General features: G+C 33.4%; 23 protein-coding genes and 2 tRNA genes. 10 read left to right on the plus strand and 15 right to left on the minus strand.

From position 1 onward, the window contains the following. Positions 1-72: 72 nt before the first annotated feature. Positions 73-1,353 carry an isocitrate lyase gene (gene aceA, locus BUC29_RS00890; protein ID WP_073412485.1) on the minus strand — a complete coding sequence of 427 codons (1,281 nt, stop codon included), beginning with the start codon at positions 1,351-1,353 and terminating at the stop codon, positions 73-75. A 226-nt stretch (positions 1,354-1,579) separates the two neighbouring features. Next, on the minus strand, positions 1,580-3,181 hold the full coding sequence (aceB, locus tag BUC29_RS00895; RefSeq protein ID WP_073412487.1) for a malate synthase A: 1,602 nt from the start codon (positions 3,179-3,181) through the stop codon (positions 1,580-1,582). Between the two features lie 369 nt (positions 3,182-3,550). On the opposite strand from aceB, the gene BUC29_RS00900 reads away from it, so the two are divergent. Both BUC29_RS00900 and BUC29_RS00905 read left to right on the plus strand, forming a co-directional pair. Further along, entirely contained in the window at positions 3,551-5,032 is a 1,482-nt protein-coding gene (locus BUC29_RS00900; protein ID WP_073412489.1) for a helix-turn-helix domain-containing protein, read from the plus strand. Between the two features lie 6 nt (positions 5,033-5,038). After that, positions 5,039-5,398 (plus strand): hypothetical protein, encoded by a 360-nt coding sequence (locus BUC29_RS00905; RefSeq protein WP_073412491.1) that lies wholly within the window; start codon positions 5,039-5,041, stop codon positions 5,396-5,398. A gap of 269 nt (positions 5,399-5,667) precedes the next feature. On the opposite strand, the gene BUC29_RS00910 is transcribed toward BUC29_RS00905, so the two are convergent. The 3 genes from BUC29_RS00910 to BUC29_RS00920 form a co-directional block, all read right to left on the minus strand. Next, a complete protein-coding gene (locus BUC29_RS00910; protein WP_139260375.1) occupies positions 5,668-6,543 on the minus strand; it encodes a hypothetical protein in 876 nt (291 codons plus the stop codon). A gap of 293 nt (positions 6,544-6,836) precedes the next feature. Continuing rightward, on the minus strand, positions 6,837-7,049 hold the full coding sequence (locus tag BUC29_RS00915) for a hypothetical protein (RefSeq protein ID WP_073412495.1): 213 nt from the start codon (positions 7,047-7,049) through the stop codon (positions 6,837-6,839). Between the two features lie 63 nt (positions 7,050-7,112). After that, positions 7,113-7,313: a hypothetical protein gene (locus tag BUC29_RS00920; protein ID WP_073413555.1), complete on the minus strand. Its 201-nt coding sequence runs from the start codon at positions 7,311-7,313 to the stop codon at positions 7,113-7,115. 101 nt (positions 7,314-7,414) lie between these two features. On the opposite strand from BUC29_RS00920, the gene BUC29_RS00925 reads away from it, so the two are divergent. The 4 genes from BUC29_RS00925 to BUC29_RS00940 all read left to right on the plus strand — a co-directional run bounded on the left by BUC29_RS00925 (position 7,415) and on the right by BUC29_RS00940 (position 9,747). Further along, the gene (locus tag BUC29_RS00925; RefSeq protein ID WP_073412497.1) at positions 7,415-7,780 is read left to right on the plus strand and encodes a hypothetical protein; all 366 of its coding nucleotides are present in this window, start codon (positions 7,415-7,417) and stop codon (positions 7,778-7,780) included. A 188-nt stretch (positions 7,781-7,968) separates the two neighbouring features. Beyond that, a complete protein-coding gene (locus BUC29_RS00930; RefSeq protein WP_073412499.1) occupies positions 7,969-8,685 on the plus strand; it encodes a pirin family protein in 717 nt (238 codons plus the stop codon). 166 nt (positions 8,686-8,851) lie between these two features. Then, a complete protein-coding gene (locus BUC29_RS00935) occupies positions 8,852-9,079 on the plus strand; it encodes a (4Fe-4S)-binding protein (RefSeq protein ID WP_073412501.1) in 228 nt (75 codons plus the stop codon). Between the two features lie 134 nt (positions 9,080-9,213). Next, entirely contained in the window at positions 9,214-9,747 is a 534-nt protein-coding gene (locus BUC29_RS00940; protein WP_008467251.1) for a YceI family protein, read from the plus strand. A 151-nt stretch (positions 9,748-9,898) separates the two neighbouring features. On the opposite strand, the gene BUC29_RS00945 is transcribed toward BUC29_RS00940, so the two are convergent. Continuing rightward, positions 9,899-10,759 carry a helix-turn-helix domain-containing protein gene (locus BUC29_RS00945; protein ID WP_073412503.1) on the minus strand — a complete coding sequence of 287 codons (861 nt, stop codon included), beginning with the start codon at positions 10,757-10,759 and terminating at the stop codon, positions 9,899-9,901. Positions 10,760-10,891: 132 nt separating this feature from the next. Here BUC29_RS00945 and BUC29_RS00950 point away from each other — a divergent pair, with 132 nt between their 5' ends. Then, complete coding sequence (locus BUC29_RS00950; RefSeq protein WP_073412505.1) at positions 10,892-11,254, plus strand: DUF983 domain-containing protein; 363 nt, start codon at positions 10,892-10,894, stop codon at positions 11,252-11,254. A gap of 73 nt (positions 11,255-11,327) precedes the next feature. Then, a complete protein-coding gene (gene fabD, locus BUC29_RS00955; protein WP_073412507.1) occupies positions 11,328-12,200 on the plus strand; it encodes an ACP S-malonyltransferase in 873 nt (290 codons plus the stop codon). A 91-nt stretch (positions 12,201-12,291) separates the two neighbouring features. Here fabD and BUC29_RS00960 read toward each other — a convergent pair whose 3' ends face one another. The 5 genes from BUC29_RS00960 to BUC29_RS00980 all read right to left on the minus strand — a co-directional run bounded on the left by BUC29_RS00960 (position 12,292) and on the right by BUC29_RS00980 (position 16,018). Continuing rightward, on the minus strand, positions 12,292-12,618 hold the full coding sequence (locus tag BUC29_RS00960) for a hypothetical protein (protein WP_073412509.1): 327 nt from the start codon (positions 12,616-12,618) through the stop codon (positions 12,292-12,294). Beyond that, positions 12,603-12,797, minus strand: coding sequence for a hypothetical protein (locus BUC29_RS00965; RefSeq protein WP_073412511.1), 195 nt, complete (start codon positions 12,795-12,797; stop codon positions 12,603-12,605). Before BUC29_RS00965 ends, BUC29_RS00960 begins: the two co-directional genes overlap by 16 nt. 52 nt (positions 12,798-12,849) lie before the next feature. After that, positions 12,850-13,755 (minus strand): DMT family transporter, encoded by a 906-nt coding sequence (locus BUC29_RS00970; RefSeq protein WP_073412513.1) that lies wholly within the window; start codon positions 13,753-13,755, stop codon positions 12,850-12,852. A 78-nt stretch (positions 13,756-13,833) separates the two neighbouring features. Next, positions 13,834-14,850 carry a UDP-glucose 4-epimerase GalE gene (gene galE / locus BUC29_RS00975; RefSeq protein ID WP_073412515.1) on the minus strand — a complete coding sequence of 339 codons (1,017 nt, stop codon included), beginning with the start codon at positions 14,848-14,850 and terminating at the stop codon, positions 13,834-13,836. A gap of 34 nt (positions 14,851-14,884) precedes the next feature. Continuing rightward, positions 14,885-16,018 (minus strand): DegT/DnrJ/EryC1/StrS family aminotransferase, encoded by a 1,134-nt coding sequence (locus tag BUC29_RS00980; RefSeq protein ID WP_073412517.1) that lies wholly within the window; start codon positions 16,016-16,018, stop codon positions 14,885-14,887. Positions 16,019-16,151: 133 nt separating this feature from the next. Here BUC29_RS00980 and BUC29_RS00985 point away from each other — a divergent pair, with 133 nt between their 5' ends. Together BUC29_RS00985 and BUC29_RS00990 are read left to right on the plus strand one after the other, a co-directional pair. Further along, the gene (locus BUC29_RS00985) at positions 16,152-17,381 is read left to right on the plus strand and encodes a 3-deoxy-D-manno-octulosonic acid transferase (RefSeq protein ID WP_073412519.1); all 1,230 of its coding nucleotides are present in this window, start codon (positions 16,152-16,154) and stop codon (positions 17,379-17,381) included. 347 nt (positions 17,382-17,728) lie between these two features. Continuing rightward, positions 17,729-17,953 carry a PG1828 family lipoprotein gene (locus BUC29_RS00990; protein ID WP_073412521.1) on the plus strand — a complete coding sequence of 75 codons (225 nt, stop codon included), beginning with the start codon at positions 17,729-17,731 and terminating at the stop codon, positions 17,951-17,953. A gap of 214 nt (positions 17,954-18,167) precedes the next feature. Here BUC29_RS00990 and BUC29_RS00995 read toward each other — a convergent pair whose 3' ends face one another. The 4 genes from BUC29_RS00995 to mutS form a co-directional block, all read right to left on the minus strand. Beyond that, a complete protein-coding gene (locus tag BUC29_RS00995; protein ID WP_073412523.1) occupies positions 18,168-18,545 on the minus strand; it encodes a DUF1508 domain-containing protein in 378 nt (125 codons plus the stop codon). A 234-nt stretch (positions 18,546-18,779) separates the two neighbouring features. Then, a tRNA-Leu gene (locus BUC29_RS01000) sits at positions 18,780-18,865 on the minus strand. Between the two features lie 84 nt (positions 18,866-18,949). Beyond that, positions 18,950-19,022, minus strand: a tRNA-Gly gene (locus BUC29_RS01005). A 162-nt stretch (positions 19,023-19,184) separates the two neighbouring features. Next, positions 19,185-21,791 (minus strand): DNA mismatch repair protein MutS, encoded by a 2,607-nt coding sequence (gene mutS / locus BUC29_RS01010; protein WP_073412525.1) that lies wholly within the window; start codon positions 21,789-21,791, stop codon positions 19,185-19,187. Positions 21,792-21,901: the final 110 nt, after the last annotated feature.

Genomic DNA, 21,901 nt, shown 5'->3' on the forward strand with positions numbered 1-21,901 from the left:
CCACGAATTCACAAATTATTTTTTTATAATCTTTGAGAATAAAAATTCGTGAATTCGTGGCAGGAAAAAAAATTAAAATTGCTCAACCTCAGTAGAATGTTCCATTGCTGTTATGGCTGATTTTCCAAGCATTACCGTATTTTGAATGGCGTCGAAATAAGAAGTTCCTACAAAGGCTTGGTGTTTTACTGCTCTGAATCCGTTTTTCTGTAAAGAGAATTCTCGCTCTTGTAATTCAGAATAACCAGCCATTCCGCGTTCTTTATACGCTTTAGATAACTCAAACATACTTGTGTTTAAAGCATGGAATCCTGCCAAAGTGATAAATTGAAAACTATATCCCATTGCAGCTAAATCTTCTCTAAACGTTTCCATTTCGGCAACTGATAATTTTGCTGCCCAATTGAAAGACGGAGAACAATTATACGCCAGCATTTTATCTGGAAATTCTTTTTTCATGGCTTTTGCAAATTTTCTCGCATAATCTAAATCAGGATTACTCGTTTCCATCCAGATTAAATCGGCATACGGCGCGTAGCTAAGACCTCTTGCGATTCCCTGCTCGATTCCGTTTTTTACATAAAAGAAACCTTCGCTCGTTTTTTCTCCTGTTAAAAATTTCCTGTCTCTTGGATCTGCGTCACTAGTCAATAAATTTGCTGCATCGGCATCTGTTCTCGCTACGATTAAAGTTGAAACGCCCATAACATCTGAAGCCAATCTAGCTGCAATCAATTTATTAATCGCTTCTTGTGTTGGAACCAAAACTTTTCCGCCCAAGTGTCCGCACTTTTTAGCAGAACTTAATTGATCTTCAAAATGAACTCCGGAAGCTCCCGCTTCAATCATCGATTTCATTAATTCGAAAGCATTTAAATTTCCGCCAAAACCCGCTTCGGCATCGGCTACAATTGGCACTAAATAATCTTTTTTATCTTCAATATTATTTACAGTCTGAATCTGATCGGCACGCAATAAGGCGTTGTTGATCTTTTTTACCACCATCGGAACGCTGTTTACAGGATAAAGCGATTGGTCAGGATACATTTCTCCCGCTAAGTTTGCATCAGCAGCAACCTGCCATCCGCTTAAATAAATCGCTTCTAAACCTGCATCGACTTCCTGAATCGCCTGATTTCCAGTCAACGCTCCCAAACCCGCAACATAATCCTGACTTTTTAACTTTCTCCATAATTTTTCGGCACCCATTTTCGCAATAGAATGCTCAATTTTATACGATCCCTGAAGTGTCACTACTTCGCTCGCAGTGTAAGGGCGTTCAACACCTTTCCATCTTGGGTTCGTAATCCAATCGTTAATCAATTCCTGAATTCTGTCTTCTGTTGTTTTCATAAGTATAGTTTAAGTTAAAGTGGTTTGTTTTTTAGTGTTCAGTTTTTAACTGTGACTTTTTTTCTTTGAATTTAATTTTAAACACATAGAAACATAGTCATCCTTTGTAGTTAAAGGCGTTTCACTTACATAAATACACATAGCTATCTATGTGTGAAAACTAGTTTTTTCTTTTCCCTTTTTTCAATAGAAAATTAAAACCTATGTTTCTATGTGTTTAAATAAATTACAAATATTTGTAGCACGGAATCGTAAGGAAATCAACAAAATGCAGATTTACAACCAATCTTTCCAGCAATTTTTCGGCTAATGGAAACTGCTGTTTTTCGTGATTTTCTTCTCCTAATTCTTCTTTGATTTTTCTAAATTCATCTAAAGCCAATTCATGATAATAAGCCAAATCTAATTTTCGTCCGTTATCCAAAATCACTTTATTCTGAAGCCATTGCCACAATTGCGATCTTGAAATTTCAGCCGTTGCTGCATCTTCCATCAAATTATGCAAAGCAGCCGCGCCTTGTCCGTTTAGCCATGAAGCCAGGTACAAAACGGCAACATTGATGTTTTTTCTAACTCCGTTTTCTGTAATCAGCCCAATTGGCGGTTCAATCAAATCGGCTTCTGTAATTCTACGATGTTCTCTTTTAATATGAATCTGATTTGGAGTTGGCATTCCTTTATCAAAAATCTCTTTTGCTATTGCTACTAAATCCGGATGCGCTACCCAGGTTCCATCGTGACCGTTTCGAACTTCACGCTCTTTATCGGTTTTTACTTTCGCGAAAGCGATGGCATTGGCTTCTTCATTATTTCGAATTGGAATTTGCGCAGCCATTCCGCCGATCGCATGAATTCCTCTTTTATGGCATCTCTGAATTACCAGATTTGAATACGCATTCATAAAAGGCGAAGTCATATTTACCTGATCACGATCCGGAACGATGAATTTTGGATTTTTTCTAAACTTTTTAATGTAAGAAAAAATATAATCCCAGCGCCCGCAGTTTAAGCCAACGATATGTTCTTTTAATTCGTAAATGATTTCGTCCAACTGAAAACTTGCCGTTATGGTTTCAATTAAAACCGTCACTTTTATGGTTCCTCGTTTAAGATTTAGATAATCTTCTGTAAAATCAATTACGTTATTCCACCATCTTGCTTCCAGATAATGTTCTAATTTCGGAATGTAGAAATACGGCCCGGAATTGTTTTCTAAAAGTCTTTTATGATTATGAAAAACATATAATCCAAAATCTACCAAAGAACCCGAAACTTCATTTCCTTCAATTAAAACATGTTTTTCGGGAAGATGCAAACCTCTTGGACGAACAATCAGCGTTGCTATTTTTTCATTTAAGTGATACGATTTCTGCTTTATCAAATCAGTAAACGTGATGGTTTTGTTAACAGCATCTATCAGGTTCATTTGTCCATCCATCAGGTTTTGCCAGGTTGGCGAAGTGCTATCTTCAAAATCGGCCATAAAAGTTTTTGCACCCGAATTCAAAGCATTGATGATCATTTTTCGGTCAACCGGTCCAGTAATTTCAACTCTTCGATCCAATAAATCTTTGGGAATTTCTCCAGCTGTCCAATTACTTTCTCTGATGCTTTTGGTTTCCGGAATAAAAACCGGCATAATTCCCTGATCAAAAGTGACTTGTTTCTGTTCTCTCTGTAAAAGCAGTAATTTTCTTTGCGATTCGAATTTTTTGTGCAATTCGATCATAAACGCAGTGGCTTCTTCTGTCCAGATTTTTGGATAAGCAAGCTTCTTGTCGGCCAGGAATTCTATAGCCATTTCAGTGATTTCTAATTGGTTTTTCATAGCTGTGGTTTTTATTTTTATTAGTAACTAAACTCATTGGGTGCTATTTATTTTAACACATAAAAACATAGAATTACTGAACTTAAAAAAGGCGTTTCACTTGCATTAATACATCCCGATAGCTATCGGGACTATGTGTGAAAACTAGTTTTTCTTTTATCTTTTATTTAAAATTAAAATCTATGTTTCTATGTGTTTAATTCACTTTTTAATTACGACCCTTAATGGCATTTGAACAATAACAATCTGATACATAATAATTTCTACACCACAATATTAGAAAAAACTTTTTTACAAAACAAGCGAACGTTCGCTAAATTTTAAAAATATTTTTTTGGCGATTATTTTTAGATTACTTACATTTGGATTATGGATATCGAAAAAGACTATATAAAGCTGATTTTTGGGCTAAAAATGAAACAAGTTCGTACGCAAAAAAACTTGTCTCTTTTTGGTTTGGCCAAACTGACCAATCTTTCAAAATCGTATTTAAACGAGATTGAAAAAGGAAAAAAATACCCCAAAGCGGATAAGATTTTGCTTTTGTGCAAGCATTTGGACGTGACTTACGACCAAATGGTGTCTTTAAAACTTGATAACAACCTTGCTCCGATTGGCGAAATCCTGAAATCCGGAATTTTAAAAGAGATTCCGCTAGAGCTTTTCGGGATTCAGGAAGCTGATTTAATAGATATTATTGCAAATGCTCCTGCCAAAGTCAATGCGTTTATTAGTACAATAATAGAAATTGCACAGCATTATAATTTAAGCCGTGAAAGTTTCTTTTTGGCGGCTTTACGTTCGTATCAGGAAGCGCACAGTAATTATTTTGAAGATTTAGAAGAAAAAGTAATTTCGTTTTCGAAATCATTTCAGATTAATCTGGATTCTAAAATTAGTATTGAAGAATTAGAAGATATTCTAAAAGAAGAATACGAATATAAAATTGAAGAAATTGCTTTTACAGATCAGGAAGCTTTAGACGATTTGCGTTCGATTTATGTTCCGAAAAGCAAAACTTTACTGCTTTCAACCGAAATTGATGCTCCGCAGAAAGCTTTTATTTTAGCCAAAGAAATAGCCTATAATTATTTAAAAATTTCAGATCGCCTTCTTACTTTCACGTGGATTAAGTTTGAAAATTTCGATCAGGTTCTGAATAATTTTTACGCTTCTTATTTTGCCGGCTCTTTATTATTGCCGAGAAAATTAGTGGTAGACAAAATCAATAATTTCCTGGAAAATGAAAATCCAAAACCGGAAGAATTTGTTCAGTTAATTGAAAGTTTTGAGGTTTCGCCTGAATCGTTTTATCAGCGATTGACGAATTTATTGCCGAAAGATTTTCAGCTGAAAAACTTATTCTTCTTACGATTATCGCATAAAATTGGCTCTGATTTTTATCAGATAAACAAAGAATTACACATTACGCACCAGCAGGAACCGCATGCCAACGAAACCAACGAACATTATTGCAGAAGATGGGTTTCGATTAAAACGATAGATGAAGCCATCAAACAAAATAAACCTCATTTTTTTGATGCCCAAATTTCAAGTTATGCCAATAGCGGAAACGAATATTTAGTTTTTTCATCTGCCACAAAAGATCCTTTTTTGCATGATACTATCCGAAGTATTTCGGTTGGAATTTTAATTAACCCAACGATGAAAAAGAAATTCAAGCTCATTGACGGAAAACCTTTGGTAAAACGAATTGTTGGTGTAACTTGCGAAACTTGTGCCGTAAAAGATTGTTTAGAAAGAGCTGCTCCGCCAATTGTTTTAGAAAGGAAAAAACGCCATGAAAACACAGATATCGTTGTGCAGCAGTTTATGAATCAATACAGTTAATCCATTATGAAATATTTTGCTTTACTAATAACCTTATTTTCTATCAGCTTCAACCAAAAAACAGATAAGCTTACTGGCCGCTACAATTATTTGATTGAAGAAGACAATGTGTATATCCTAAAAGATAAAATTACTTTTAAGGATAGTGTTTTTGTTTTTGACAGTAAGTATATGCCAAAAGGAAAATTTTCTTATGGCAATGTAATATTGTTAGATAATTTCATCAACATGGATTTGATTATCAGTATTCAAAAAGATCAAATCGAAAAAGATACGATTCCTTTTTTTATGCATGATAAAAAAAGTTCTTCTGCAAATTATCTTGATGAAGTGGTTGGGAAAGGGAAATTGATTAGAATTAAATAATTCATTTTTTTATATGCACAACAAAAAATCCTATCATTCCTAAGAACAAGGAATAATAACACTGACATGATTTTATTATTACAGAATTAACTTATAAAAAGTTATTTCAAAAACCGAGAATTGTACATGAACAATTTCAAAAATTCATTAAATTATGCAACGAATTATTATAAACATTTACGATTGCACACGCCGCTTTTTGTTACTACATAAAAAAAACAGCTATAAAAAAGTGTCTTATAGCTGTTTCTGATTTTAATTTAAAAATTTTAAACTTTTTGTCTTATATTATAAACCTTATTAACATTACCGTTATTAGTAATCGTTATTTTATTACCAGCTTTTGCTACTGTAACATTATATTCCGTACTATTTGCTCCATCTTGACAACCTAACGTTGTAGCCGTAAATTTCCATTTTTTAGAATAAGCATCTTGATTTGTTGCTGTATAAACACCAGCCCCTCCAGAACCTCCCAAAAAAGCCATACTATCATAATAGGTACCAATATTTAACATCATAGAAATACCACAGGCATTACCACTCGTTATCATATAATTAGCATAAGTAGGATCACTATCTAAAGTAAAAGTATAACTTGCCCCAGGAGCAACTGCAACAGAATTATATACTTTTGCCCCAACATCTTCTGATTTCACCCATATAAGATTACCGTCTTTATCTGAAGAGGTAGCTACTGCTCCTTTTACAGCAGCCTTCCCATCAGCACCTTGAGTAATAGTAGCCGTATTTGTAGTTAGAAGTCCTGTACCCGTAATATCCTTTGCTCCTGTAATATTTTTACCGCTCATTGCTAAATCTTGAGTCGCAGTATGGTTTCCCAAATTATCACCTGCAGTATCATCACATAAAGACACCCAGCGCGAAGCATTCCAATATTCCACACAACCTGTTGTTTTATTGTAAATAATAAGTCCGTTACCTTTATCGTTATTTCTTACTGCAAAAGCATCACGCTCTGTAGTTGTCATTTGAGGCAGTCGAAGTCCTCCCTTATTAAGAAGTTCGAGAACTGAAAAAGCCTCGGGTTCTTTTTTTCCGCCAATAGTCATCTGGGCGTGAATGTTTACTGAAAATAATACGGCCAAACACACAAGCCATATAGAAAATAGATTTGTTTTCATTGTTTAATTAAATTAATTATTTTAAAAAATACACCTTGCTTACTGCTAAAAAACAACAGAATTACAAGGCATAGGAAGTGAATACCCTTTCGGGTATTCGTATATAGATTGAGTAATTGTGGTATTATTTAAGGTTTATAAAAGACGTTTATTGAATCTTTCACGCTTATAATGATGAAATAAGCAGGTACTTAATCCAGAGCTCATACGAGAAAAATAGCTTTTAAAATTTAGCTTTGGGGCTGGGCATTATTTAACAATAATCTTGGTAGATTTCTTTGGTTTTGTTTAATCTAAAGTGTTTTTTCTATAAGCATCGTAACGATGTCTTTACGGATTTTCTCCATCGTGTCGTAATCTTTTTTTATATGATCAGGTGTTATCCCTTTTACAGTTCCACTTATACTTTGGCGTATATAATATTTTGATACACCATATTTTAAAAACAGTGCTTCTAAAATATAAGAATCAAAAGTTTTGTAAATTTTCGTGTTACTCTTTTCCATCGCATATTTTTTTATTTCATTTATTAATGATCTTCATTTTTCCTTACAGTTTGCGGCTTTACTTTAATGCAAACTGTTTTGTTTCTTTTGAAATTCTTTAATTAATGCTTCTCGATTTGCAATTATTTTAAGCAAAGCTTTTTTTGCAATTTCATCTCCACGAAAGAATCTCATTTTTGCGGCAGGCGCATTAATTCCCATAACCTGACCAAGCAAAGTATAATCACCGTAGAGTGTTTTTTCTTTAATTTGTTCGATTGTCATAACAAAAAGTTTATCTTTGTGTCCATAAATAATTCTGCAAATATATACAGAATTCTGTAAAAAATCGCTTACAAAATACAAAAATCTGTAATTTTTTTTTGATGAACGACATAACTACCAGATTTTTAGACACTTACAAGTATTTGCTAGCGGAAAAAATTATTGAAAACCCAAAAAATTTCGCTAACGAATTAAATGTCAGTACCTCTCTTATTACAGAAATCTGTAAAAAGAGAACAAATGCAGGAATAACACCAATACAAAATTTGCTGAAAAGATATAATGAAATTGATGCAAACTGGCTTTTAACCGGTGAAGGATCTATGCTAAAAGCAAACAATACAGAAACAAATACCAATTATAAAGAATTAGCCGATGCGAGGCTCGAAATTATCGATCTTAAAAACGAAATAATTGAGCTTCTAAAAAGAGAACTGACCGAATTGAAAGGAACAAAAACAAAATAACTTCTATTTAAAAGCGTTTGAGGCAAAAAATAATCTTTGATCCTCTGTAGCTTTGAAAGTTTGCACTAAAAACTTAGCTTCTTAGAACCTCAAAAACTCAATACCTTAAAGAACTTAATCTACATTAAGAGCTTTTCTATTATATCGACCGTATCTTTGTACTATAAAAATAACGAAAGGACAAAATCATGGAAAATATAGTATTACACAAAGCAGAATCAAGAGGAAATGCAAATCACGGATGGTTAAATGCTTATCACAGTTTTAGTTTTGCGAGCTGGTACAATCCTGACAGAATTCAGTTTGGAGCGCTTCGTGTTTTGAATGATGATACAATTGCTGCGGGAATGGGATTTGGAACGCATCCTCACGATAATATGGAAATTATTACGATTCCGTTAGAAGGTGATTTGGCTCACAAAGACAGTATGGGAAATACTGAAATCATCAAAAATGGTGACATTCAGGTGATGAGCGCCGGAACCGGAGTTCAACATAGTGAGTTTAACCCGAATGCAGATCAGCAGACTAAATTGTTGCAGATTTGGTTGTTTCCAAATAAAAGAAATGTTACGCCACGTTACCAGCAAATTACTTTGGATGTTGCAGACAGACATAACAAATTGTCTCAGATTTTATCTCCAAATGCAGATGATGAAGGTGTTTGGATTCATCAGGACGCTTGGTTTAACATGGGAAATTTCGATGCTGGAATAACTGCTGAGTATAAAATCAAAAAAGAAGGAAACGGGGTTTATGCTTTCGTTTTAAAAGGAAATGTAACTATCAACGGTCAGGAATTAAATTCTCGTGATGCAGTTGGGATTTCAGGAACTGATACTTTAAATATTAAAGCAAACTCTGATGCTGAATTTTTATTAATGGACATTCCGATGCATTATTAATTCAGACAAAAAACAATTAATACCTGTACTTTGAAACGATAATAAATCTGGAAATCAGATTATTATCGTTTCTTTTTTTGCTTCATTTCAAAAAAGAAAGATTAACTTTATAAATAAGAAAATTGGTCTGACTTTAAAATTAAATTCATCCTTAAAATTTTAAACCATGAATCCAAATAACCTCACTAAAGAATATACAAACGGAGAAGTAACAATTGTATGGCAATCTGGAAAATGCATCCATTCAGCTAATTGTGTTAAAAACAATCCGGATGTTTTTCGTCCAAAAGAAAAACCTTGGATTACACCAGATAAATCTACAACTGAAAAAATTATTTCTACTGTTAATAAATGTCCATCAGGAGCATTGACATTTTATATGAATAAAAAATAATCGCGAGAGACCTAACAGGTTTTAAAAACCTGTTAGGTCTTTCACATTTCTTAATCTAGGTTAAGTGCTTAAGGACAACTGCCATCGTAACTTTGTCCTATCAAAATTAAATTAATTATTTAAAAAATAAAATTATGGCAACTACAAAATGGTCAATTGACCCAACTCACTCAGAAATTGGTTTTAAAGTTAAACATATGATGTTTACTAATGTTTCAGGAAAATTTGGAACTTACGAGGCTTCTGCAATCACAGAAGGAGAAAGTTTTGATAATGCAGATTTCAGTTTTTCTGCTGATATCGCTTCAATCGATACTGCAAATGCTGATCGTGACGGACATTTAAGAAGTGGTGATTTTTTTGACGCTGAGAATCATCCAAAATTAACTTTCAAATCTTCTGCTTTCAAAAAAATTAATGATGGTGAATTTGAATTAACTGGAGATTTAAACATTAAAGGTGTTTCAAAAACAGTAAAATTCCCAGTTGAATTTAGCGGAATCATGACTGATCCTTGGGGAAATACAAAAGTAGGTTTAAGCATAGAAGGAAAAATTAATCGTAAAGATTGGGGTTTAAACTGGAACTCAGCTCTTGAAACAGGTGGTGTTTTAGTAGGTGAAGAAGTTCGTTTGAACATTGAATTACAATTTGTAAAACAAGCCTAATCAGGTTTAGATTTAATTGGTTGGTTATTGAATCCTGTACTTTTTAGTACAGGATTTTTCTTTTAGGAACGGGGCTTCGACTTCGCTCAGCCTGACATACGTTATCTTTAAGAATACGGCTGTCAGGCTGAGCGAAGTCGAAGCCTTTTTTTTACTTTATATTTCTAAATTCTGTTGGCGACATTCCGGTTTGTTTTTTGAAGAATCGGGAGAAATAAGAATAATCTTCGTAGCCAACTTTGAATGCAACTTCATTTACGGCTAATTGTTTGTCGATCAGCATTCTTTTTATTTCCAGAATTACTCGATCTGTGATTACTTCTGTGGCTGTTTTTTTAAGGATTTCATTGCAGATTCTGTTTAAATGTTTCAGCGTGATATTTAGTTTTTCTGCGTAAAACGAAGGCAGTTTTTGGGTTCTGAAATATTCTTCCAAAAGCGATTCAAACTTATTGATTTTGATATTATATGAATGCGTTTGATGCGAATACGTTTCGCCATATTTTCTGGCTACTTCAATATGAATACAATCCAATAAATTCAATAATTTGTCTAATTGGTATTTGTTTTCTTGACTATTTTCCTGAATCAGCAAATCAAAATACGGAAGGATCTTAGGAATTTCTTTTTCTTCAAAAACCATTTCCGGCCGGTTTTGAATAGAATGATAAAAATTATAATCGTTGATTTTCTTTTGTCCGAAATATAAATTGTACAATTCCTGCGAAAAGATAATTACAAATCCCTCAATATCTTCAGACAAATTCCAATGATGCATTTGTCCTGGCTGAAGCACAAACAAACTTCCTCTTTTTATTTCGAATTGGTCAAAATCGATTTCATGCAATCCCGAACCTTTGGTAAAAAAGACCATCAAATACGAATCATGCCGATGCGGTTCTTCGACAAAACTGTGACTTTTTAGATGCTCTTTAAAAGTATTGACATAAAAATCACGGTGGATATCGTTACAGCTGAAATTCTGAACACTATAAATAGGATACTTTTTCATTTTGAAATTTGGATTTTATTCTTTGAAATTTAAATCAAAAAATGTCTCTATTGTGCTATAATAAGCGAAGATACTAAAAAGACTTTTATAATACTCTAAATTAACTTTGTATAAACAAAAATCAACAATATCATGTCAAGCGCATTAACTCATATTTTAAAAAACGAATGTCCTGTTTGTCATAAAGGAAAAGTTTTTACAGACAAAAATATTTTTCTGAATTTCAGTTTCCCAAAAATGAACGAATACTGCAGTCACTGCCATTATAAATTCCAAAAAGAGCCTGGTTATTTCTTTGGTGCTATGTACGTAAACTACGGATTAACTGTAGCTCAAGGCATCGCAACGTATTGTATTGCACAGTTTTTCTTTGAAAAGAATTTTGATCTTAGAATCCTTCCAATTATTGCTGTTGTCATTACTTTGCTTACACCTTTTAATCTTAGATTTTCAAGATTAGCATGGATTTATATGTTTAAAGATTATACGAAATAAAAAAATAGTACTTTTGCCTTCCAATTGAAACTAATTTTCAATTTTAAAAAGAAGTAAAAATTAAATTAGACAAATGAAAGCATACGTATTTCCGGGTCAGGGTGCACAATTCACAGGAATGGGTAAAGACCTTTATGAAAATTCGGCTTTAGCCAAAGAATTATTCGAAAAAGCCAATGAAATATTAGGTTTTAGAATTACAGATATTATGTTTGAAGGCACTGCCGAAGAACTAAAAGAAACTAAAGTTACACAGCCAGCAGTATTTTTACACTCTGTTATTTTAGCAAAAACTTTAGAGGATTTCAAACCGGAAATGGTTGCAGGACATTCTTTAGGAGAATTTTCGGCTTTGGTTGCTAACGGGACTTTATCTTTTGAAGATGGACTTAAATTGGTTTCTCAACGTGCTTTGGCAATGCAAAAAGCTTGCGAAATCACTCCATCTACAATGGCGGCTGTTTTAGGTTTAGCTGATAATGTTGTGGAAGAAGTTTGCGCTTCTATCGACGGTGTTGTGGTGGCTGCAAATTACAACTGTCCTGGACAATTAGTAATTTCTGGAGAAACTACTGCTGTTGAAAAAGCTTGTGAAGCTATGAAAGCTGCAGGAGCAAAACGTGCTTTAATTTTACCTGTTGGAGGTGCTTTTCACTCGCCAATGATGGAACCTGCAAGAGAAGAATTAGCAGCTGCAATTGAAGCAACTACTTTCTCTGCTCCAAGCTGTCCAGTTTACCAAAACGTTACAGCAAATGCAGTTTCTGATGCTGCCGAAATTAAAAAGAACTTAATCATTCAATTAACTGCTCCTGTAAAATGGACTCAGTCTGTACAGCAAATGATCGCTGACGGCGCGACTTTGTTTACTGAAGTTGGGCCTGGAAAAGTTTTAACTGGATTGATTAATAAAATTAATAAAGAAGCTGCTGTTGCTAATGCTTAATCGTAGAGGCGCACTGCAGTGCGTCTTTCGTATCTAAATCACATAAAAAAATCCTCATAACCTTTTTAATTGGTTTATGAGGATTTGGTTTTTATAATTCTTTTACTTCTTCACTGTAATTATTTAGAATTCCTGTAATCAGGTAATTTTGATTTCTTTTTTCAAAAAAGATATACCAAGTTGTTCTTGTATTGGATTTATAAAAAATATAATTAGAACCTAAATATTGCATCAAATGCGGAGTTTTCTTTTGAGAAAATTTATTTATTCTTTCCGAAACAGCATAGTAGATATTAGAAACATATTCTTCTGCAGATTCTATAAAGCCAAAATACTCTTCTTTATATAAAGTTATAACCAAATCGTCTAAATATCGTATTACTTCTGGCGTATAAATAATCCCTATTTCCCCCACCATTCTCTAATTCTTCTAATCGATTCTGCTTTTGCTTGCTCAGGTGTTAATCCTTTTGCAAACTCAGCATCAAAATCAAAAGTTTCAGGGTCTATTCCTTTAAATTTGGGTTTTTGAACTTCGTATTCTACCCTTGGCTCTTCAACCTTGTTATTCTTTTTATTTTCTTTATCCGAATTCATTATTCCTATAGTTTTAATTCTTACAAATTTACAAAATAAAATGGATCAAAATTTATACAGTTTCCTTTTCCTTCTTTTTGTAATTGATAATAAAAACTCCCAAAATAATCAGGATTGTTGCAATTATAAAATCAATAGTAATTTTTTCATCTAAAATCAGCCAGCCAAAAAACACCGCAATAATCGTGTTGATATAGGCCAAAATAGAAACCTGAACCGGAGTAACGTGTTTCAACGCATAATTATAACTGAAGAAAGCAATTACAGAACCAAAAATTGACAAATACAACGCTGCTAAAATACTTTTCGCACTCCATAAATTCACATCAATAGTAGGCGAAAAAATAAATGCCAAAACAATCTGAATGCATGAAGCCATTGTAAACTGGTAAAATAAATTAAGAACTATATTTTTAGATTTATTGCCATGAATTTTGGTATAAATTGTTCCGGCAGCCCATGCGGAAATCGCAAACCCCATAAACATCATTCCGATTCTGTAATCGGCATCTAAAAAAGATCCCAGTCCATCTTTAAATATAAAAACCACTCCAGAAAATCCTATTATAACTCCAACAAATCCTCTTAAACTTGGTTTTTGCAGTTTAAACAAAATGCTGCCCAGAAAAATAAGTATAGGAGACATCGCACTGATTACCGAAGCGAGTCCACTTGGCACAGTCTGTTCTGCAACGGTTGTAAAACCATTTGCCACTACAATCATCAAAATAGAAGGAACAAGCTGATGTTTTAAATTTTCCCAGCCAATCCATTTTAATTCTTTTTTGAATAATAAAATCATCATCATGATTAATCCCGCCAATCCCTGACGAATTGAAGTTACAAACCAAGGCGGAATCGTTTCAACCGCAACTCTAATTCCTAAAAAGGTAGTTCCCCAAATAATTCCAACAGCCGCTAAGGCAAATATTAATTTATAATCTAAACTTTGTTTCATGATAATTAATAGCTAAAAAAAATCCCAAACTATATTGCTATAATCTGGGATTTTAAAAATTTATAATTTTATTAAAAATTACTTATTCCTCACTTTTTGTTCCCATTTCCAAGCACTTGCCATTGCTTCGTCCAGACTTAATTCAGCCTTCCATCCCAAGACGTTATTTGCCTTGTCTGTATTTGCATAAGCTTCAGTAATATCACCTTCGCGACGAGGCATCATCTTATAAGGCAATTTTTTACCGCTGACTTTTTCAAAACTGTGAATGACTTCAAGAACAGAACTTCCTTTTCCTGTTCCTAAATTGAAGGTTTCAACTTTTGCTAAATTCTTTTTGTTTAACAAACGCTGTAAAGCAATTACGTGTGCTTTTGCTAAATCTACAACATGAATATAATCACGAACAGCAGTTCCGTCCGCCGTTGGGTAATCATTTCCAAAAACCGATAATTCCTGACGTAATCCTACTCCCGTTTGCGTAATAAACGGAACTAAATTTTGAGGAACGCCCAACGGTAATTCACCAATCTCTACAGATTCGTGTGCTCCCACCGGATTAAAGTAGCGCAATAAAATAGCACTGATATTGGTAACTTTAGCTGTATCTGTAATAATTTCTTCTCCAATTTGCTTTGTGTTTCCATAAGGAGACATGGCAGTTTGAACCGGAGCATCTTCTGTAATTGGCATTTTTTCGGCCTGACCGTAAACCGTGCAAGAAGAGCTGAAAATAAAACTTGCTTCAGGTTTTTGCTGCAATTCCTGTAAAAGATAAACTAAACTGCTAATGTTGTTTTCATAGTACAACAATGGCTGTTCAACACTTTCACCAACAGCTTTTGAAGCTGCAAAATGAATAACTCCAGTAACATCATTATGTTTTTTAAAGAAATCCCGAACGTCACTTTTTTCTCTTAAATCAATTTTTTCGAATAAAGGCGTTTTTCCTGTAATGGCTGTAATCCCTTTTAAAACATCTTCTGAAGAGTTTGAAAGATTATCAATTATCACAACATCAAAGCCTTCATTTTGCAATTCGACTACAGTGTGAGAACCGATAAATCCTAATCCTCCTGTTACTAATACTTTCATTTATTTGGTTGTTTTGTGGTTATTTTGGCTTTTATTATTTATTCAAAAATTCTAAAACAGAATCTGTAATAAATTTAATTTGTTCATCGTCAAGTTCAGTATGCATTGGCAAAGCAATTACTTCCTGCACTAATTGGTTTGTAACCGGAAATTGCTCTTCTTTATAACGAGGATCTAAATATGCTTTTTGAGAATGTAGTGGAATTGGATAGTAAATCGCACATGGAATTCCTTTATCCAATAAATGCTGCATTAAAGCATTTCTATCGGCATCTAAAATTCTCAATACATATTGATGAAAAACGTGATCATTTTCGTTTGCATTAAATTCCGGAGTAATAATATGTTTACTTCCGGCAAAAGCCGCATTGTATTTTGTTGCCGCTAGTCGACGTGCTTTATTATATTCATCCAGCAAAGGCAGTTTTGCATTTAAAACTCCGGCCTGAATACTATCTAAACGAGAATTTACACCCACAACATCGTGGTGGTAACGCTCATACATTCCGTGATTTACAATTCCGCGGATGATGTGAGCCAATTTATCATCATTTGTAAAAATTGCACCTCCGTCTCCGTAACATCCTAAGTTCTTAGATGGAAAAAATGAAGTTGCAGCAACATGACCAATTGTTCCAACTTTAGATTTTGATCCGGATTTAGATATATAATCAGCACCAATTGCCTGAGCATTATCTTCAATTACATATAAATTATGCTCTTTAGCAATTTCCATAATCGCATCCATATTGGCAGCGCGGCCAAATAAATGAACAGGAACAATCGCTTTTGTTTTTGGTGTAATAGCTTTTTTAACTGCATCAATATCGATATTCATATTATGCAAATCTACATCGACCAAAACCGGAGTCAATTGCAGCAAGGCAATAACCTCAACAGTAGCAGCAAAAGTAAAATCGGCAGTAATAACCTCGTCGCCTGGTTTTAAATCCAATCCCATCATAGCGATTTGAAGAGCATCAGTTCCATTTGCACATGGAATCACATGTTTTGCCCCTAAATAATCTTCAAGGTTTTTTTGAAACTGATGAACCAAAGGTCCGTTTATGTAAGTATTTGTATCTAAAACCTCTTGAATTGAAGCATCTACAGTCGTTTTTATTTTTTCGTATTGACTTTTTAAGTCAACCATTTGTATTTTTTTCATTTTCGATATTTTATTTTAAAAAGCCTTTCTATTAAACCAGAATGTGAGAAAGGAGCAACAAAAATAGTTATTAATCCCTTCAAACCAATGAAAATAAACGAAAGAAATGTAATTTAGCTGCAAAAATTACTACATGCTTTTTTTATATAATTTAGTCATACATATAGCAGGATTTTTCTTAAAAATCGCAGCCCTATTTAGTCCGAAAATTAAGCTTTTCGTAAATGGCAGGAAAAATGTTTTTAACATTTTAAAAGAAAAAATAAAACCCGAAGACAAAACAATCTGGTTTCATTCTGCTTCACTTGGCGAATATGAACAAGGTCTGCCTGTAATCGAAAAAATCAAAGAAAAATATCCCTCACATAAAATTATTGTAACCTTTTTTTCTCCATCAGGATACGAAGTACGTAAAAATAATACGGCTGCAGACATCACCATTTACCTGCCTATGGATACAAAAAGCAACGCAAAAAAGTTTTTAAAATTGGTACATCCTGAATTTGCTTTTTTTATTAAATATGAATTCTGGCTAAATTATTTAAAAGAATTAGAAAAAAGTAAAACCCCAACATATTTGATTTCGGGAATTTTCAGAGACAGCCAGATGTTCTTTAAATGGTACGGAGGATTTTACAGAAAGGCATTAAAAGCGTTTACTTATTTTTTTGTTCAGAATGAAAGTTCAAAACAAAAAATTGAAGCCCTCGGATTCAATAATGTTATTGTTTCCGGCGACACCCGATTTGACCGTGTGGCAGCCATTTTAGAAAGAGACAATACGCTGGACTATGTCGAAAACTTTAAGAATGATCAACAGACAATTGTCATTGGAAGTTCGTGGCCGAAAGACGAAATTTTAATTGCCGAATACATTAATCAGGCTCCCGAAAATGTAAAATTTATTATTGCTCCCCATAATATAAAAGCAGATCAAATTTCAAGCTTAAAATCACAAATTAACAAACCAGCTATTTTATTTTCTGAAAAAGAGAATCAGGATTTATCAAAATACAATGTTTTTATAATTGATACAATTGGAATATTAACAAAAATCTACAGTTACGGAACAATAGCATATGTTGGAGGCGGATTTGGAAATCCTGGAATTCATAATATTCTGGAACCTGCAGCATTTGGAATCCCGATTGTAATTGGCCCGAATTATTCCAATTTTGCAGAAGCTGTTTCTTTGGTTGAGATTGGCGGATGTATGCCAATTTCCAGTTCATCCGAATTAAAAGAAATTATGGATCGTTTATTAAACGACAATCAATTTCTCAAAGAAAAAAGCCGTATTTGCAAAACTTTTATTCAGGACAACAAAGGAGCTTCAAATACCATTATTTCAATTGTATCGTAACCAAATCAGCTTAAAACCCTATTTACGAGTCATCTTTTTAAAAAGAGGACATTAAAAATAAGTCTTGTTTATCTTTTTGCTTATCATAATAATCCTTAAAAAGCAAAATAAAATGCAACAGACAGAAACAAAAGAGCCAATTCTGCGATAGAATATTCAACAAAAAATAATTTAGACAAAATATTAGATAATTTAAGAAAATTTTATATTTTTGGCATATTCTTTGATAAATAAGATAAACGTGCGCAAGGAAAATATTTTAAAAAAAAAGTGAAAAAATATTTTACATATTAAAAAATTTATATCTTTGCCACGAATTAATAATTAACCTTTTATAATAAAGTAAGATGAAAAAAGTATTTTTAAGTTTAGCTGTTGTTGCTGTTTTAACTGTTGTATCTTGTAAAAAAGCTGATGCTGCTGCTGAAGCTCCAGTAGATTCTACTGCTGTTGCTGTTGATTCTGCTGCTGCTGTAGTTGATTCTGCTGCTGCAACTGTTGATTCTGCTGCTGCTAAAGTTGATTCTGCTGCTACAAAAGTAGAAGATGCTGCTAAAGAAGTAAAAAAATAATTAGAACTTAAATTCTAAAGATTTTAAAACCATCCATCGTGATGGTTTTTTTTATGCTTATAATTTAACAAAATCCCAATATTTTAAATTCCAGGCACTACAAATGCAAATCCTAATCAAAATCATTTTGAAAGGAATTATCAAAACAAAAAAAATCCAATAACACATAAGAGATTATTGGATTTTGAAATTAAACATTGAAATTTTATTTTTTTTAATCCGCCTCTTCTTCCGCAAAAACCTCTTCATCTTCAAAAATTGGTTCATTTGAAGAGAAATCTAAAATCTCTGCTCTTGAAGCATAATTCACGATTTCTTTTATTCCTTTTTGCAAAAGCAATTCTGTAGTGTATTTTCGACTTGTTGCAAAATGAACATCCCCAAGCATTAATTTAAAAAAATACTTCCCTCCTGAGCCTTTAAACTTTAAAAATTTAGCAAGCTCAATTGTCTTTTTAAATTTCTCAATATCCTCCTCACATTCAAATCTCAACTCATAGCTTAAACTCGTAAAAATCACTTTTCCTTTTCTTGAAGTAAACACAAACTTATATTCATCATTAAATCGCCTGCTAATTACAAAAGCACCCATATTTGAATTTTAGATTTTAGATTGTTGATTTTAGATTCTGAGATTCTGAGATTCTGAGATTCTGAGATTCTGAGATTCTGAGATTCTGAGATTCTGAGATTCTGAGATTCTGAGATTCTGAGATTCTAAGATTCTGAGATTCTAAGATTCTGAGATTCGAATAAATTTACTGCGTAAATTTATTATTTACAAGTCTGCAAATAAAAAAAGCCTCTTCAAAAGAAGAGGCTTTAGTACTCAGAGCGGGACTTGAACCCGCACGAACATTGCTGTTCACTGGATTTTAAGTCCAGCGTGTCTACCAATTTCACCATCCGAGCATTATACTTTTAAATGTTTTTTTTAAGCTAATTTTTTAAAAAAATTAATTAAAAATAACACCACCCAAGCATTGTATGGTTTTGAGCGAAAAACGGGGCTCGAACCCGCGACCTCGACCTTGGCAAGGTCGCGCTCTACCAACTGAGCTATTTTCGCGTTTTCAAATTTTGTTTAAGAACCGCAACACTTGATTTGTTTCGTATTGCGAGTGCAAATTTAGGACATTTATTCAATTAAACAAGCCTTTTTTTAAAAAAAATCCAGTTATTTTATAACATTCTGATAACCTAAAGTTTAAACTTGATTTTTTTTTAAATTTTATTTCTTAGTCAGCATTCTCTTAATCTCATTAAGCTTCATCAACGCTTCAACAGGTGTAATCGCATTAATATCGAGGCTTAAAATTTCTTCTTTTATTTCTTCCAATAAAGGATCATCCAGATTAAAGAAACTCATCTGCATTTCATCATTGGCAGATTTCACACCATTTAACGCATCGCTGGAATGATCTTTTTCTAATTTCTTTAAAAGTTTTTGTGCTTTTGAAATAACCAGCTGCGGCATTCCGGCCATTTTCGCTACGTGAATACCAAAACTATGTGCGCTTCCGCCTTTTACAAGCTTTCTAACAAAAAGTACGGTGTCTTTTAATTCTTTTACTGCAACATTAAAATTCTGAATTCTAGGAAGCAGTTCTGTCATTTCATTCAGCTCATGATAATGGGTCGCAAACAATGTTTTTGATTTTGACGGATGCTCATGCAAAAACTCTGCAATTGCCCAGGCAATCGAAATTCCGTCGTAAGTGCTCGTTCCTCTTCCAATCTCGTCCAGAAGCACCAAACTACGATCGGAAATATTATTCAAAATCGAAGCTGTTTCGTTCATTTCAACCATAAAAGTTGATTCACCCATCGAGATATTATCCGAAGCCCCTACCCTTGTAAATATCTTATCAACAATTCCCATTCTTACACTATCAGCAGGAACAAAACTTCCCATTTGAGCCAAAAGAACAATTAAAGCCGTTTGTCTTAAAATAGCCGATTTACCTGACATGTTTGGTCCGGTAATCATAATAATCTGCTGTGTTTCACGATCCAGAAAAACATCATTGGCTATGTAAGGAGTTCCAACCGGCAGTTGTTTTTCGATGACAGGGTGTCTTCCGTTCTTAATATCCAATTCAAAAGTATCATCGATTTCAGGACATACATATTGGTTCTCAACAGCCATTTGTGTAAAAGAACATAAACAGTCTAATTGTGCAACCAAATAAGCGTTCATTTGAACTGGTTTAATATAAGTCGCAATCCATGCTACTAACTGCTCAAAAAGTTCTGATTCTATTTTATGAATCTTTTCTTCGGCTCCTAAAATTTTAGTTTCGTATTCTTTTAACTCTTCTGTAATGTAACGCTCTGCATTTACTAAAGTCTGTTTACGAATCCATTCTTCCGGAACTTTATCTTTATGTGTATTTCTAACTTCGATATAATATCCGAAAACATTATTGAATGATATTTTAAGAGAAGAAATTCCGGTACGTTCGGATTCTCTTCTTTCAATTCCTTCTAAAAACTCTTTTCCTGATGTAGAAATCGATCTTAATTCGTCTAATTCTTCATTAACTCCTGCTGCAATTGCATTTCCTTTTGAAATAGCAACCGGCGCATCCTGGTTTAATGTGTTTTTAATTTTTTCTCGCAACAAATCACAGGAATGCAAACTGTCTCCGATAACTTTTACAGCTTCCTGAGGACTTTCTAGCGCCAATGTTTTTATCGGAATAATAGCGTCCAGAGATTCTTTCAAATAAACAACTTCACGCGGCGATACTTTTCCTGCTGCGATTTTAGAAATCAAACGTTCTAAATCTGAAATCTGTTTAATTTGATATTGAATATTCTGCAAAACTTCCTGATTTGATTTCAGGTACGAAACCACATCATGCCGCCCTTTTATTTTATTTGCGTCTTTAAGAGGCAGTGCCAGCCAGCGTTTCAGCAAACGGCCACCCATTGGCGAAAGCGTTCTGTCGATTACATCTAAAAGTGTTACTGCATTTGGATTGTAACTGTGGTATAATTCTAAGTTTCTAATCGTAAAACGATCCATCCAGACATAAGCATCTTCTGCAATTCGCTGAATTGCGGTAATATGCTGCACTCTATTATGCTGTGTCTCGGATAAATAATACAAAATTGCTCCTGCAGAAATTATTCCTTCCTTTAATTCTTCAACACCAAAACCTTTTAAAGAATTGGTTTGAAAATGTTTGGTTAGAGTTTCTAAAGCGTAATCTTCCTTATAAATCCAGTCTTCAAGATAAAAACTGTGAAAATCTTCTCCAAAAGCATTTTTAAAATCTGTTTTACAGGTTTTTGGAACTAAAACTTCACTCGGATTAAAATTTTGAAGCAGTTTATCAATGTATTCGGCATTTCCTTGTGCTGTTAAAAATTCTCCCGTTGAAACATCTAAAAAAGAGATTCCGATATTTTTATTAGCAAAATAAACCGATGCTAAAAAGTTATTTGTTTTAGATTGCAAAACCTCATCGTTTAAAGAAACCCCAGGAGTTACCAATTCTGTAACACCTCGTTTCACGATGGTTTTTGTCATTTTTGGATCTTCCAGCTGATCGCAGATCGCTACACGAAGTCCGGCTTTTACTAATTTTGGCAAATACGTATTGATAGAATGGTGCGGAAAACCGGCAAGAGCAGTTTCGGTATCAGAGCCTGCACCTCTTTTGGTTAATGTTATTCCAAGAATTTTAGAAGCTCGAATGGCGTCTTCTCCAAAGGTTTCATAAAAATCCCCTACTCTGAAAAGCAGACATGCATCAGGATATTTTCTCTTGATTTCATTGTACTGTTTCATTAAAGGTGTTTCCTTTACCACTTTTTCTTTAGCTGCCAAAATTGATATGTTTTTAAATGAAAAATTAAGACAGCGAATTTATAATTTTTTGGCGGCATATCGAAGGGCTTCAAAAATTAAAATATTTTAAGATTTTTTTATGTTCAGAT

Origin of the sequence: Flavobacterium defluvii (assembly GCF_900129555.1) — a bacterium.
GTDB lineage: Bacteria > Bacteroidota > Bacteroidia > Flavobacteriales > Flavobacteriaceae > Flavobacterium > Flavobacterium defluvii.

What these genes read in the sequence shown, in the direction of transcription:
- BUC29_RS00945 (WP_073412503.1), bottom strand. Translation starts at nt 10,759, where the DNA reads ATGAAAAAGTATCCTATTTATAGTGTTCAGAATTTCAGCTGTAACGAT.
- BUC29_RS00960 (WP_073412509.1), bottom strand. Translation starts at nt 12,618, where the DNA reads ATGGTGGGGGAAATAGGGATTATTTATACGCCAGAAGTAATACGATAT.
- fabD (WP_073412507.1), top strand. Translation starts at nt 11,328, where the DNA reads ATGAAAGCATACGTATTTCCGGGTCAGGGTGCACAATTCACAGGAATG.
- BUC29_RS00950 (WP_073412505.1), top strand. Translation starts at nt 10,892, where the DNA reads ATGTCAAGCGCATTAACTCATATTTTAAAAAACGAATGTCCTGTTTGT.
- BUC29_RS00910 (WP_139260375.1), bottom strand. Translation starts at nt 6,543, where the DNA reads ATGAAAACAAATCTATTTTCTATATGGCTTGTGTGTTTGGCCGTATTA.
- galE (WP_073412515.1), bottom strand. Translation starts at nt 14,850, where the DNA reads ATGAAAGTATTAGTAACAGGAGGATTAGGATTTATCGGTTCTCACACT.
- BUC29_RS00920 (WP_073413555.1), bottom strand. Translation starts at nt 7,313, where the DNA reads ATGACAATCGAACAAATTAAAGAAAAAACACTCTACGGTGATTATACT.
- BUC29_RS00900 (WP_073412489.1), top strand. Translation starts at nt 3,551, where the DNA reads ATGGATATCGAAAAAGACTATATAAAGCTGATTTTTGGGCTAAAAATG.
- BUC29_RS00965 (WP_073412511.1), bottom strand. Translation starts at nt 12,797, where the DNA reads ATGAATTCGGATAAAGAAAATAAAAAGAATAACAAGGTTGAAGAGCCA.
- BUC29_RS00925 (WP_073412497.1), top strand. Translation starts at nt 7,415, where the DNA reads ATGAACGACATAACTACCAGATTTTTAGACACTTACAAGTATTTGCTA.
- BUC29_RS00970 (WP_073412513.1), bottom strand. Translation starts at nt 13,755, where the DNA reads ATGAAACAAAGTTTAGATTATAAATTAATATTTGCCTTAGCGGCTGTT.
- aceB (WP_073412487.1), bottom strand. Translation starts at nt 3,181, where the DNA reads ATGAAAAACCAATTAGAAATCACTGAAATGGCTATAGAATTCCTGGCC.
- BUC29_RS00930 (WP_073412499.1), top strand. Translation starts at nt 7,969, where the DNA reads ATGGAAAATATAGTATTACACAAAGCAGAATCAAGAGGAAATGCAAAT.
- BUC29_RS00940 (WP_008467251.1), top strand. Translation starts at nt 9,214, where the DNA reads ATGGCAACTACAAAATGGTCAATTGACCCAACTCACTCAGAAATTGGT.
- BUC29_RS00995 (WP_073412523.1), bottom strand. Translation starts at nt 18,545, where the DNA reads ATGGGTGCTTTTGTAATTAGCAGGCGATTTAATGATGAATATAAGTTT.
- BUC29_RS00990 (WP_073412521.1), top strand. Translation starts at nt 17,729, where the DNA reads ATGAAAAAAGTATTTTTAAGTTTAGCTGTTGTTGCTGTTTTAACTGTT.
- BUC29_RS00915 (WP_073412495.1), bottom strand. Translation starts at nt 7,049, where the DNA reads ATGGAAAAGAGTAACACGAAAATTTACAAAACTTTTGATTCTTATATT.
- BUC29_RS00980 (WP_073412517.1), bottom strand. Translation starts at nt 16,018, where the DNA reads ATGAAAAAAATACAAATGGTTGACTTAAAAAGTCAATACGAAAAAATA.
- BUC29_RS00985 (WP_073412519.1), top strand. Translation starts at nt 16,152, where the DNA reads ATGCTTTTTTTATATAATTTAGTCATACATATAGCAGGATTTTTCTTA.
- aceA (WP_073412485.1), bottom strand. Translation starts at nt 1,353, where the DNA reads ATGAAAACAACAGAAGACAGAATTCAGGAATTGATTAACGATTGGATT.
- BUC29_RS00935 (WP_073412501.1), top strand. Translation starts at nt 8,852, where the DNA reads ATGAATCCAAATAACCTCACTAAAGAATATACAAACGGAGAAGTAACA.
- BUC29_RS00905 (WP_073412491.1), top strand. Translation starts at nt 5,039, where the DNA reads ATGAAATATTTTGCTTTACTAATAACCTTATTTTCTATCAGCTTCAAC.